Below are 12844 nucleotides of genomic sequence, written 5' to 3' on the forward strand. Positions count from 1 at the left end.
GGCAAGCGCGAGCCCCACAGCATCGAACAGGAAAAATGCATCAAGTGCGGCACCTGTTTGGAAGTGTGCCCCCCCCGATTCTCGGCAGTAAGGGTTGATTAAGGAGGAGCTCCAATATGATAGAGATTAACGGAAAATCGATTCCAGTACAGCCGGGCCGCACTATTCTGGAACTCGCGGCGGACCACGGTGTTATTATACCCACCCTGTGCCATGACGAGCGGGTTAAAACCTATGGAGCCTGTGGACTCTGCGTGGTTGAGGTGGAAGGCGCGAAAAACCTGGTGCGGGCCTGTGCCACAGAAGCCGCCCCGGGTATGAAAATTAAGACTGAGAGTGAGCGGGTACGCCAATCACGGCGGATAACCCTGGAGTTGATTATGTCCGATCACCGCGGGGACTGCCGCCCTCCCTGTTCACTGGCCTGTCCGGCAGATACTGATTGCCAGGGATATGTGGGCTTAATCGCCAACGAACGTTTTGAAGAAGCCTTGCGGCTGCTCAAAGAAAGCTATCCGCTCCCTTTCAGCATCGGCATGGTTTGTCCCCATCCTTGCGAGAATGCTTGCCGCCGCCAGATGGTGGAGGAGCCTATAGCCATTGCGGATTTAAAGGCCTTTGCCGCCAGTCAGGATCTGGGCAGACTCAAGCCTTACCTGCCTGAGGTTACGCCGCCCAGCGGCAAAAGGGTAGCGGTAGCGGGCTCCGGCCCGGCAGGTTTGACGGCGGCGTATTTCCTGGCCCGGGCCGGTCATGAGGTAACGGTATACGAAGCCATGCCCCAGGCCGGCGGGATGCTGCGCTATGGCATCCCTGAGTACCGCTTGCCCAAAGCCTTTTTGGATCAGGAAATCGACCTGATAAAAGCCATCGGGGTTAAGATAATAACCAACACCAGAATTCCGGACGATATTGATTTGAGCTATCTGCAGGACAATTTTGATGCTGTATTTCTGGGCATCGGAGCCTGGAGGTCATCGCAGATTGGCTGCTCTGGAGAAGAACATACCCGGGTCTTGGGAGGAATCGACTTCCTGCGCCAGGTGGCTATGAATGAACCCGTTGATCTGGGTGCGAGGGTGGCAGTGGTCGGCGGAGGCAATACCGCTATGGATGCTGCCCGTACCGCAGTGCGTCTGGGGGCCGCTGAAGTCATGGTGCTTTACCGGCGCACCCGTGCGGAAATGCCGGCCGAGGATATTGAGATCGTTGAGGCGCAGGAGGAAGGCGTTGTTTTCAAATTCCTGGTGGCTCCTGAGGAGATCATCAGTGAGGGCGGCCGTATTGCCGGCATCAAGGTGCAAAAGATGGTATTGGGAGAGCCGGACGATTCGGGCCGGCGCAGCCCGACTCCCACCGGGGAAGTGGAATTCATCGCTGTGGATACCATTATTGCAGCTATAGGACAGCAGGTTGACGCCCACGGGTTCGATAGTACCCGTCCGGGCCGGCGCGGCAATCTGGAGGTAGCCCCGGAGACTATGCAGACCGCGCTTCCCGGGGTTTTTGCCGGCGGCGATGCGGTGACCGGACCGGGGATCGCTATAGAGGCGGTTGCCCAGGGACAAAAAGCCGCCCGCTCCATCGACAAATATCTTAAAGGCCTGGAGTATACGGCGTCATATCCCTATGTAAGCGAAAAGGAAGCGGCTCCGCACGACTTCAAGGATTATTCGGCTCAGAGCAGGGTGCATCCCCGGCATGAAAAAGCCGAAGAGCGCCGTTGCGATTTCCGGCAGGTGAAAAAGGTCTTTACAGCGGAGGAAGCCCGGACCGAAGCCAACCGCTGCCTGGAATGCGGCTGCCTGGATTATTATGAATGCCGTTTGCTAAAATATGCCCGGCAATACCAGGTCAAACCGCAGCGCTGGTATGGCCAGAACCGGACTGAGTCCACCCTTGAACAGCACCCCTTCATGTTAAGGGATATGAATAAATGCATCTTATGCGGTCTTTGCGTGAGAATATGTGACGAGGTTGTTGGAGCGGCCGCACTGGGATTAGTGGAACGCGGCTTCGATACGCTGGTGCAGCCTGAAATGGGGCTGGCATTGAGCCAGACCTCCTGTATCGCTTGCGGTCAATGCATAGCGGTATGTCCTACCGGGGCCCTGGCAGAACGGAACCGGTTTGGCAAGAATATTCCCCTGCAATTACAAGAAGCCATCACCACCTGTTCCTTCTGCGGAATGGGATGCCAGCAGAAAGTTGAGTCTTATGGCGGGTTGATCGCCAGGGTCGAACCGGTGGAGAACGGCTTATTATGCTCGCGGGGGCGCTTCGCCTGGCAGGAGAACCAGCGGGAACGCCTTACTGCTCCCATGATCAAGCGGGATGGGCAATGGCAGCAGGCATCCTGGGAGGAGGTTCTGACCCGGATAAAAGCCTGTCAACCTGATAAGGCTCCGGGAGATTCCGATGTCGGGGTGTTCATGAGCCCGGTCTATACGGTTGAGGAAGCCGGCGCGGCCGCATATGTCGCTCACGGTTTAAGAGCCCGTTATCTGAGCAGCTTCACCCGCAACGCCGGGGAAGGTTTGAAACGTATTCTGGGCGATAATCTGTCCAGCAACAAGGTAAGCGAACTGGATCAGGCTGATTTAATACTGATGATCGGGTCTTTCAGATACAACCAGGTTCCGGCGATTAAAGCCCGGCAAGCCGCCGACAAGGGCGCGCGCCTGATCGTTATAAGCGCGGAGGAAGGCGTTGCTGATGACCTGGCGTTGCTGAGAATATGCCCTGAGGACAATGATATGGATCTCCTGCTGCAAGTACTGGCCGCGGTCCTGCAGAAGCGTTCCCTTGATCCTGCTTTCACCGACCGCTCCTGGAAAGGCTTTGACGAGTTGACCGAGCTCGTCAGAGACAGAAGAATCGGTGATACCGCGGCTCAGATCGCCGAATTGTACCAGGGCGCCTCCCGGGCTCTGATCCTGGTCGACGGCTATTCCACCAGCATCGCCGCCGTACAGGTATTAGCCGATCTGGCCGTAATCAGCGGCCACATCGGTTCGCCGGCCAATGGCATCATAGTGATTTCACCCGGAGGCAACGCAACCGGGGTATGGCAGGCCGGTTATAAGCAACCGCGCCAAGAAGTGCTGGATGCCCTGGAGGGGGGGGAACTGCGGACTATTTTCGTTCTGGGGGAGGACCCGGTGGGGTGCGGTATGATAGCAGCTGAAACCTTGCGCCGGGCTGAGTTCCTGTTCGTTATGGCGCCTTATTGGAATGAGACCGCTGCTCTGGCTGACATCGTATTACCCGGATCGCTGCCCATGGAGACCAACGGCACTTACGTGATTGCGGACGGCAGCCTGAAGCTGGTACAGGGGATACAAACACCGCCGTCCGGCCATGACAATATAGCTATCTTCGAGGCCGTTATGCAGAGCCTCAAGCTGCGCCCGGAACTGAGAATGAAGGTGTTGCCGGAAAAGAAATGGTCCAGGGCCGTGCAATATGAGGAGGGATTCGCCTATCAGGACGGCAAAGCCCATCTTTCATTGCCAGGCTTCAAACGGATTTTTGTTGATCCTTATTCCGGTGACCCGGCCTGGCGCCGTTTTAATAAGACCATGTCTGAACAAGGGTTAATTGGCTAAAAATTGTATTCCGGTATACAGATGGAAGCCCGAATCATGCATACAATATATCTGCCGGCAGCCTATTTACAGGGGCTGCGTCCAGCCTCTATAATTTCATTGGGCTTGCGGATAAAGCCAAACCAAAGGAGGTTGCCTTATGGATTATATTAAAGAGTTATTGGCCCGGGTAGAAAAGAGAAACCCAAATGAACCGGAATTTTATCAAGCTGTCGCCGAGGTATTGGAATCATTGGAGCCGGTTATCTCCAAGCATCCCGAATATGTTGATGCGGGTATTTTAGAGAGAATAGTAGAGCCTGAACGGCAGATCATTTTCCGGGTGCCCTGGGTGGATGACAATGGCACTGTACAGGTTAACCGCGGTTTTCGTTTTGAGTTTAACAGCGCTATAGGTCCTTATAAGGGAGGATTGCGTTTTCATCCTTCTGTCAATGCCAGCATCATAAAGTTTTTGGGCTTTGAACAGATATTTAAAAACTCACTGACCGGGTTGCCTATCGGTGGAGGCAAAGGCGGCAGCGACTTCGACCCCAAGGGTAAGTCTGATGCCGAAGTGATGAGATTCTGTCAGAGTTTCATGACCGAATTGTTCCGGCATATCGGGGCAGATACCGATGTACCGGCAGGAGATATCGGTGTCGGCGGCCGGGAAATCGGGTATATGTATGGCCAATACAAGCGCCTCACCAACCGCTTCGAAGGGGTGTTGACCGGCAAAGGACTGCCCTATGGGGGCAGCCTGGTTCGTACCGAAGCCACCGGATATGCACTGGTTTATTTTACAGAGGAAATGCTTAAATCCAAGACCGGGAGCTTTTCAGGAAAACGCGTGGTGGTATCCGGTTCCGGGAACGTCGCCATCTACGCTGTGGAGAAAGCTACTCAATTAGGCGCCAAAGTGGTGGCCATGAGCGATTCTAACGGATATATCGTGGATGAGAACGGCATCGACCTGCCATTAATAAAACAGCTTAAAGAAGTGGAAAGAAAAAGGGTCAAAGATTATCTCAATGACCATCCCGATGCCAAATTCTTCGAAAACGGATCGGATATCTGGTCAGTGCCCTGTGATATAGCCCTGCCCAGTGCAACCCAGAACGAGCTGGATGAAGAAGCCGCCCATAAGCTGGTGGCCAATGGCTGCATCGCGGTGGCAGAAGGCGCCAACATGCCCTGCACCCCTGAAGCCGTAAAGGTATTCCAGGACAACGGCGTATTGTTTGGACCGGCCAAGGCCGCCAATGCTGGAGGGGTAGCCTGCTCAGCCTTGGAGATGTCTCAGAACAGCATGCGCTATTCCTGGACCTTTGAAGAAGTGGATGCCAAGTTAAAAGACATCATGATCAACATCTACAAGAAGTCCAGTGAAGCTGCCGCAGAATATGGATATCCGGGCAATCTGGTGGTAGGCGCCAATATAGCCGGTTTCTTAAAAGTAGCCGATGCCATGCTGGCCCAAGGCGTGGTGTAATTTAAAGGCATTGTCCCTGAATTTTAAGAGGTCCCCAGCGGGGCCTCTTCTATTTTTTGGCGATGTTTGGCTGAATATGGGTTGGAAGTTTGTACTGCATAGTATGTTATAATGATTTAGCCGAGGTTTATTATGAGGAGGATTTATAATATGCGGAAAATTGCGGTCATAGCAGGGTTATTAGCCATGCTCCTGGTGGCTGGATGCGCATCCGACGGTGCTCAAAAGGTGATTGTGGAAGTCAATGGCGATAAGATCACCCAGCAGGAATACGATAACCGCATCAAACTGATCAGCAGCAGCTATAAGATCCAGCAGCGTTCATCGGGAAGCACCCAGGAGGTCACGATCGATGACAGCATTCTCCCCCAGATAAAAGAGACCGCTTACAATCAATTGATCATGATGAAATTGATAGACCAGGAAGCGAAGGCCCGGGGCATTCAACTGAGCGATGCGGATAAGGACAAGCAACTGGCCGATTTTAAAGCTATGCAGGAGTCCAATGGCGGTGCCAGTGCATATGATCAGGTGCTTAAAGACTTCGAGATCACCGAGCCCGAGCTAAAGCAGGAATTGGCAGTGGGCCTCTTACGCAGTCGGGTTGAGAACAATATCGCTGAAGAGAATCAGGTCACCGAAGAGCAAGCCCAGCAATTTTACCAGTCCAACCAGGATACTTATAAAGAGCCTGCGGGAATGAAAATATCTCATATACTGGTCGATACTGAAGAAAAGGCCCAGGATATTATCAAACAACTGCAAGGCGGCACTGACTTCGCTGAACTGGCCCGACAGAAATCCAGCTGTCCGAGCAGTAGCCGGGGAGGAGACCTGGGTGTGGTCAACCAGGATACCCCTATGGTGGCAGAATTCTTAAATGCCGCCCTGTCCCTTTCAGTCGGCCAGATTACTGCCCAGCCGGTGAAGAGCGAATTCGGCTATCATATCATCAAAGCCACCGGTCAGCAGGCTGAAAGAATAATACCCTTTGACGAAGCCAGGAGCGAGATCATCGAGACGCTGAAGAGTCAGGTCGTCAGCGCTTATCTGGACCAGCTGTACCAACAGGCCGAAATCAAGGATTTGCGTGAAAAATAGGAATAGGCACAGGGCCGGGGCCGCGACGCGGACCCGGCTTTTTTACCCTATGGGATTGAAAAAACTTATCAAGTTAACTATATTAAATGAAAATTATTATCAAAGAGGAGCAGGCGCAATGCACAGAGATAATTATAAAGCCAAGTTGGATGCCAGCCAATATAAACTCACCGGCCAAAGGGCTACAGTCCTGGAGGTGATGATCAGAAACCGCGGCAAGCACCTCAGTGCCGAAGAGGTTTTACAGCAAGCCCGGCTGCTGCGGCCTAATATAGGCATAGCCACGGTTTACAGGACCCTGGAGAAATTGGCCAGTTTGGAGATACTGTACAAAGGCATGTTTGACAGCGGCAAGTACCGCTACGAATTGGCCGATGACCGGGAGCACCACCATCACCATGTGGTCTGCGTAAACTGCGGAAGCATAACTGAGATTAAGGACGATCTTCTGTGTGAATTGGAAAAAAATATTGAAAAGCAGGGCTTTCGTATCGTGGACCACGACCTCAAATTTTTCGGTTATTGCCCCAATTGTACCAAGTCCTGATCATGGGCGGCCATTCTAGCCTGAATGGAGGTGTGATATATGCGGGCTATTTTCATAGGCAATCCCAATGTGGGCAAAAGCGCCCTTATCAATCAATTGACCGGCTCCAGACTCCTGGTGGCCAACTATCCGGGTACATCCCACAAGATTTCTTTTGTGAATAAAGACGACAGTTACTTTTACGACACGCCCGGTATATATTCACTGCATGGGCTTGGGGACAGTGCAGGCATAGTAAGAGATTTATTATTGGACAATACCGGATTCCGTATTGTCAATGTGGTGGACGCTGCCAACCTGGAACGCAATTTGGTTCTGACCCTGGAGGTTCTGGCCCTGGGCCTGCCTGCTGTTGTGGTCTTGAACCAGATGGACATTGCCGCCAATTTAAGCATTGAAATCGATGTGGAGATTCTGGCCCGGGAACTGGGATGCCCGGTTATCGGCTTGCCGGATGGAGAGGGAAGGGGCCTAGACCGGCTCATGCAGTGGATTAAACAGCCGCTTGATTCTGATATCGGCATCGACCCCCTTCAGTTGGAGAAGCTTTCCAAAGATTCGGCTTCATCCCAGTGCCAGCATTGCGCCCAGGCGTGTCAGCATAATGTTATAACCATCGACAGGGAGACCATTGAAAGAGCCCGCACCATTGCCGCTCGGGTGGTACGGCAGCAGCCCGCGGTAAGGAGGACTTACCTGGAGACGGTGCAGGGCTGGCTCGATCGGCCGGTTATCGGCACAGTTTTATTGCTGGCTCTGGCTTACGGCCTGTTTACTGTCATGGTAACCCTGGTGCATTACTTGGAAGAACCTATCAGCAGCGCAGTACAGCCTTTTAGCAATATATTAACCGCCTTGATACAGGAGTTACTGCCGCCGGGCATGGTAAACCAAGTTCTGTCCCAGGCCGTACCGGAAGGCCTGGTGATTCCCTTTACTATTATTATGCCGGCCATGATTATTGTCAGCGTCTTTATATCCCTCCTTGAAGATACCGGCTTGCTGCCCCGCTATTCGGTGGCTTTGGAGAGGGTGACCAGCTTTATCGGTGTTTCCGGGCAGGCCATCATACCTTTGACACTGGGATTTGGTTGTCGAACCCCGGCAATTATGGCCACCAGTCTTTTGCCTAACGCGGCCGAACGCTTTATTATCGCCACGCTTTTGAGCATTGTGGTGCCCTGTGCGGCCTCCCTGGGGGTGATGGCCGCGGTGATCGCCAAGTTTCATGCCTATATCTGGGTGGTCGCAGCCACCATGCTGGCCGTTATGCTCCTGTTAGGCTTCGGACTGAGCCGCATGATGCCCCGGGAAGAGGCTTTTGTCTATGAACTGCCCCCGCTGCGCATTCCGGCCTGGAAAAACACCTGGCAAAAGGTTATATCCAGAACCGGGGGGTTTTTTACCGAAGTGCTCCCGCTTCTGCTCCTGATGAATATCGTCCTGCGCGCTCTGATGGAAACCGGGGTTTTGGAATGGTTCAAAGGGCTGCAGGGTTTTTCGCAGTTTTTTTTCGGCATCCCGGCCGAAGCCCTGGTGGCCGTATTGATCACTATATTCCAGCGCTACCTGGCCCCCCTGGTCTTGCTGAATCTGTCCTTAAGCCCCAGGGAGGCTACTATCGCCATCACCATGATCGCTTTATCACTGCCCTGTTTGCCGGTCATGACCATGATCGTTAAAGAGATGGGCGCAAAAAGGCTGGCCTTTATCCTGGCCATGGGGGCAATAAGCTCATTTTTGGTCGGGGTGGCCCTGAATCTAATCTTGCCTTGATGGGAGTAGATGAGTTGAAGACTATGAAAAACTTGAAAATCGGAGATAAAGCCCGCATTGCATCCATTGACACCGGAGTTGCGGGAAGCCAGCAACTGATGGAAATGGGTCTGAGCCCGGGCAGTGAATTTCAATTAGTGGCTCGTTACCCCTTGCGGGGACCGTTTTTGGTCAAGCTGGGCAATAATCGTATTGCCGTAGATTATAACCTGGCTCAAGCAGTGGTGATTGATGAACTGAACGAAGGCCCGGATGTGTTGGACTCATAACCAATGGTTATGATAATATATACCTAATATTCGTCATAACCCAGCAGGAGGTTCTTAATTATGCTGAGATTGGAAAATTTAACCATGGTTGTGGAGAATAACCAGGGGGAAAACCGTGAGATTATTCGCGACATCAATGCTGAGTTTGAAGCCGGCAAGGTATATGGCATCACCGGACCCAACGGCGGCGGCAAGACTTCTTTGGCCAAGCTGATAATGGGTATATACATGCCCAGTCAAGGGCGCATATACCTGCAAGACCAGGATATAACCCCGCTCAGTATCAGTGAAAGGGCCCGGCTCGGCATTATTTACGCTTTTCAGCAGCCGCCTCGCTTCAAGGGCTTGACGGTCAAAGATCTTCTCAATATCGCCCGCCCAGGGATTGACAACTTGCATCTGCGCAGCACTTTGCGTGATGTCGGCTTGTGCCCCGAGGACTATATGGACCGTGATGTGGGACCTGGATTGAGCGGCGGTGAGATGAAGCGCATTGAAATGGCACAGACCCTGGCCCGGGAGGCGGTTATCAGCATTATGGACGAACCGGAGGCGGGGGTTGACCTGTGGACCATTCAGAAGCTTATCGCCGTGATCGTGGGAAAGTATAAAAAGAATCCCCGGCTTACCACTATCATCATTACCCATAACGAGAATATGCTCCATATCTGTGATGAGGTTTTGGTGCTGGAGAGCGGTATGCTAGTGCATCGCGGCACTCCGGAAAAAATCTGGCCGCACATCAGAGATGAGATCGAATGCAAAATGAAAGAACAATGCAGCGGGGAAGTGGCTTATGAAATTCGATGATATACAGGCAAACCTTTTGAAAACCATAGCTAACCTGGATGGAGTGCCTCAGGGGGCCGTCAACATCCGTATCGACGGCAGTCCGGCCCTGCGTCATTCCTCGCCCAATATTCAGATCATCCCTAAACAGGACAAGCCGGGCTTCGATCTGGAGGTGGCGCCCGGCACCAAGGGAGAAACCGTGCATGTTCCGGTTATCCTCACCAAATCAGGACTTACGGACATGGTCTATAATACTTTTATCATCGGAGAGGCTGCCGATGTCACTATCATTGCCGGATGCGGCATACACAACTCCAGCCACATGAATTCACAGCATGACGGCATACATGAGTTTATCCTTTATCCCCACAGCAAGCTGAGATATGTGGAAAAGCATTATGGCGAAGGAAGCGGCCAGGGCAAAAAGATCCTCAATCCGACCACTACCGTACAGGTTGCGGAAGGCGCCACTATAGAGATGGAAATGGTGCAAATCGCCGGGGTGGATGATGCTGTTCGCACCACCACGGTTCACATTCAAGAAAAGGGTTATGTGAAAATGATCGAACGCCTGCTAACCCACGGCGATCAGCATGCCGAATCCCATGTCGAGATGCATATTGATGGCCCCGGGGGCAGCGGACAGGTGTTATCGCGGTCAGTCGCCAAAGAGAACTCCGAGCAGGTCTTCCGGGCGGCTTTAATTGGCAAAGCTGACTGTGCCGGCCATGTGGAATGTGATTCCATCATAATGGATCATTCCAAGATCAGAGCCATTCCGCAATTGGTGGCCGAGGATGCCAACGCGGTTTTGACTCATGAGGCAGCTATCGGCCGGATTGCCGGTGAACAATTGATCAAGCTCATGTCTCTGGGACTCACCGAACAGCAAGCCATCGATACTATTATTGAAGGCTTTTTGCGTTGATGATCTTTTTACGGGCTGGTGAATAAATGAATCTGAATCTGCTGAAAACCTATGTGAAAGTCGTGGAAACCCAGAATTTGTCCCGCACTGCCGATGAATTCGGTTTATCCCAACCGGCTGTTACCAAACAGATTCAATCCCTGGAGGATATGTACGGGGTACTGCTTTTGGAAAGGTCGGGGCGCCGACTCAAGACCACCGAGGCAGGTGAAACCCTGTATCAGTGCGCCCGGGAGGTCATTAAGGCCATGGATAAGACCGAGAAAGCCATGGAGGAGGTTGCGGACGGACGCAAAGGAACTTTATATATCGGGGCCAGTACCATACCCGGGCAGTATATTTTGCCGCGCCTGTTAAAGGACTTTAAGGACCGCTATTCCAGTATAACTCTGACCATGGATATTGCCGATACTGAGAAAGTCATTAACCTGGTGGCGGATCGGGTTCTGGATCTGGGGATAGTAGGCGGCTGGATAAACATACGAAAAATCGAAGGCTTTCAATGGCTGGAAGATGAACTGGTGGTAGTGGTTCCGGCAGATCACCGCCTGGCCCGCTCAACGCAGGTTGTCTTGCCAGACTTGATTTCAGAGCGCTGGATATTCAGAGAAAAGGGTTCCGGAACCAGGAAGGCAGTGGAAGAGATGCTCTCGTCCTGCGGGATTAAAAAAGAAGATCTCAGCGTTTATATGGAAGCAGGCAGCACTGAAGCGGTTATGGCCGCAGTGGAATCGGGTATGGGGATTTCGATCGTTTCCTCCTGGGCCGTCAAAAGACTGGCAACTACCAGGATCCGCAGTTTGAACATCGCCCAAGCCTGCAGTAAGCGCCACTTCTACGTCATCTATCCGCGGCAGAAATCCCGGCGCAAATCGGTCAACGCATTCCTGGAATTCATGAAACAGTGGCAATAACCTGCGCAGAGCGAGCGACGGAAGCGAAGAGCAAGGCGCTCGATAGGCCCGAGATTGAGGCGTACAAATAGTACGTTGATTGAGAGGACCTATTGAGCAACGCAGTTATTCGCTTTTGTCGACGGTCTGAGTCCGGTACCTACCGGGCTTTTCTTATGCCCATTCCAGCCTTAGAAAATGGTTTGATTTTAATCCGCATTTGGATATAATATACCTGTTGTCAATAAATATGGGGAGGTTCAGCAATGCTTCCATTGCCTAAGAAATACTTTTTAACTGCGGCTTCTTGCGAAGGAGAAACAGAACTTACCGCCTTTGATGGCGCATTGTTAAAGGCCCGGGTTGGAAACACCAACCTGTTGAAAGTGAGCAGTATATTGCCGCCTGGTTGCCAGTACGATCCGGAACTGGTTATCCCCGAGGGTTCGCTGTTGCCTATCGCCTATGGTACCATCACATGTACTGAGCCGGGCACCAGGATTGCCGCAGCAGTAGCGGTGGGTATCCAAAAGGATGATCGCTTCGGGGTTATCATGGAGTATGAAGGCCACTGCAGTCAGGCGGAAGCGGAAGCCATAGTGGAGAAAATGGTGAGAGAAGCCTTCGCCATGAGAAATATAGAAATTGCAGAGATTAAGACCGCCGCTACCGAACATGTGGTCGAAAAGATCGGTTGTGCCTTCGCAGCGGTTCCTTTGTGGTACTAAGCGCCAGACCAGAATATTCGAATACGGTTAGGAGGATTTTATTTGGAACTGTGGGTAACCGAATATCAAACCCCCTCTCTGGGGTTTAGCTGCAAGGTCACCCAAACCTTGCGGGCTGCGCAGACCCGTTATCAGCATCTGGCCGTGGTTGAAACCGAGCAATTTGGCAGGATGCTGCTTTTGGACGGCATGGTTCAGACCACTGAAAAAGACGAATGGGTATATCATGAAATGATAACCCTGGTAGCTTTAAACGCACACCCCAGGCCGGAGCAGGTGCTGATCATCGGTGGCGGCGACGGCGGCACCCTGCGTGAAGTAGTGCGCCATCCGGGGGTGAAAAAAGGCATTCTGGTGGAAATCGATGAAGATGTGGTTCAGGCTTCACGGGACTTTTTTCCGGAGCTGTGCTGCGCTTTCAGTGATTCAAAAGCAGAAGTAACTATCAGAGATGGAATCGAATATGTGAGGGAAAACCAGGCCCGCTTCGATGTGGTAATTGTTGATTCGACTGAGCCGGTAGGCCCTGCGGTGCAGCTTTTTTCGGCAGAATTCTATCAGAATGTTTTTGCCTCTTTAAAGGAAGACGGCATTCTGGTAGTACAAAGTGAATCGCCTTTTTTTAATGCGGATGTGATCAAGATGGCTTATCAAGGAATAAAACAGTCCTTTCCTATCACCGAGTTATATTTGGCCAGCGTTCCCACCTATCCCAGCGGCTTATGGAG

12 protein-coding genes are annotated in these 12844 nt (G+C 52.3%); all 12 read left to right on the top strand.

The genetic code is table 11. The features are described 5' to 3' along the window. Positions 1-102: 4Fe-4S binding protein (locus B2633_RS13435; protein ID WP_483171231.1), on the top strand; the 102-nt coding region annotated here is incomplete at its 5' end. 14 nt (positions 103-116) lie between these two features. Further along, the gene (locus tag B2633_RS13440; protein WP_483171221.1) at positions 117-3608 is read left to right on the top strand and encodes an FAD-dependent oxidoreductase; all 3492 of its coding nucleotides are present in this window, start codon (positions 117-119) and stop codon (positions 3606-3608) included. A gap of 139 nt (positions 3609-3747) precedes the next feature. Next, on the top strand, positions 3748-5082 hold the full coding sequence (gene gdhA, locus B2633_RS13445; RefSeq protein ID WP_483171222.1) for an NADP-specific glutamate dehydrogenase: 1335 nt from the start codon (positions 3748-3750) through the stop codon (positions 5080-5082). Between the two features lie 150 nt (positions 5083-5232). Further along, positions 5233-6183, top strand: a complete 951-nt coding sequence (locus B2633_RS13450) for a peptidyl-prolyl cis-trans isomerase (RefSeq protein WP_483171224.1) — start codon at positions 5233-5235, stop codon at positions 6181-6183. A gap of 118 nt (positions 6184-6301) precedes the next feature. After that, the gene (locus B2633_RS13455; RefSeq protein WP_483171225.1) at positions 6302-6730 is read left to right on the top strand and encodes a Fur family transcriptional regulator; all 429 of its coding nucleotides are present in this window, start codon (positions 6302-6304) and stop codon (positions 6728-6730) included. Positions 6731-6769: 39 nt separating this feature from the next. Next, on the top strand, positions 6770-8506 hold the full coding sequence (locus tag B2633_RS13460) for a FeoB small GTPase domain-containing protein (protein ID WP_483171226.1): 1737 nt from the start codon (positions 6770-6772) through the stop codon (positions 8504-8506). 23 nt (positions 8507-8529) lie between these two features. Then, positions 8530-8775, top strand: a complete 246-nt coding sequence (locus B2633_RS13465; RefSeq protein WP_483171232.1) for a FeoA family protein — start codon at positions 8530-8532, stop codon at positions 8773-8775. A gap of 60 nt (positions 8776-8835) precedes the next feature. Continuing rightward, positions 8836-9585 carry an ATP-binding cassette domain-containing protein gene (locus B2633_RS13470; protein WP_483171228.1) on the top strand — a complete coding sequence of 250 codons (750 nt, stop codon included), beginning with the start codon at positions 8836-8838 and terminating at the stop codon, positions 9583-9585. Next, positions 9572-10495: a SufB/SufD family protein gene (locus B2633_RS13475; RefSeq protein WP_481040462.1), complete on the top strand. Its 924-nt coding sequence runs from the start codon at positions 9572-9574 to the stop codon at positions 10493-10495. The genes B2633_RS13470 and B2633_RS13475 overlap by 14 nt, the downstream gene beginning before the upstream one ends. A gap of 26 nt (positions 10496-10521) precedes the next feature. Next, positions 10522-11409 carry a selenium metabolism-associated LysR family transcriptional regulator gene (locus tag B2633_RS13480; protein WP_481040460.1) on the top strand — a complete coding sequence of 296 codons (888 nt, stop codon included), beginning with the start codon at positions 10522-10524 and terminating at the stop codon, positions 11407-11409. Between the two features lie 245 nt (positions 11410-11654). Beyond that, on the top strand, positions 11655-12116 hold the full coding sequence (locus B2633_RS13485; protein WP_481040458.1) for a pyruvoyl-dependent arginine decarboxylase: 462 nt from the start codon (positions 11655-11657) through the stop codon (positions 12114-12116). A gap of 42 nt (positions 12117-12158) precedes the next feature. Beyond that, a partial coding sequence (gene speE / locus B2633_RS13490; protein WP_483171229.1) for a polyamine aminopropyltransferase occupies positions 12159-12844 on the top strand: 686 nt, incomplete at its 3' end.

The sequence above is a fragment of the Syntrophomonas sp. UBA1041 genome (assembly GCF_002316705.1).
In the GTDB taxonomy this organism is placed as follows: domain Bacteria; phylum Bacillota; class Syntrophomonadia; order Syntrophomonadales; family Syntrophomonadaceae; genus DTU019.

Bases quoted from the DNA above. Each gene is read 5' to 3' on its own strand.
- B2633_RS13440 (WP_483171221.1), top strand. From the start codon at position 117: ATGATAGAGATTAACGGAAAATCGATTCCAGTACAGCCGGGCCGCACT.
- gdhA (WP_483171222.1), top strand. From the start codon at position 3,748: ATGGATTATATTAAAGAGTTATTGGCCCGGGTAGAAAAGAGAAACCCA.
- B2633_RS13450 (WP_483171224.1), top strand. From the start codon at position 5,233: ATGCGGAAAATTGCGGTCATAGCAGGGTTATTAGCCATGCTCCTGGTG.
- B2633_RS13455 (WP_483171225.1), top strand. From the start codon at position 6,302: ATGCACAGAGATAATTATAAAGCCAAGTTGGATGCCAGCCAATATAAA.
- B2633_RS13460 (WP_483171226.1), top strand. From the start codon at position 6,770: ATGCGGGCTATTTTCATAGGCAATCCCAATGTGGGCAAAAGCGCCCTT.
- B2633_RS13465 (WP_483171232.1), top strand. From the start codon at position 8,530: ATGAAAAACTTGAAAATCGGAGATAAAGCCCGCATTGCATCCATTGAC.
- B2633_RS13470 (WP_483171228.1), top strand. From the start codon at position 8,836: ATGCTGAGATTGGAAAATTTAACCATGGTTGTGGAGAATAACCAGGGG.
- B2633_RS13475 (WP_481040462.1), top strand. From the start codon at position 9,572: ATGAAATTCGATGATATACAGGCAAACCTTTTGAAAACCATAGCTAAC.
- B2633_RS13480 (WP_481040460.1), top strand. From the start codon at position 10,522: ATGAATCTGAATCTGCTGAAAACCTATGTGAAAGTCGTGGAAACCCAG.
- B2633_RS13485 (WP_481040458.1), top strand. From the start codon at position 11,655: ATGCTTCCATTGCCTAAGAAATACTTTTTAACTGCGGCTTCTTGCGAA.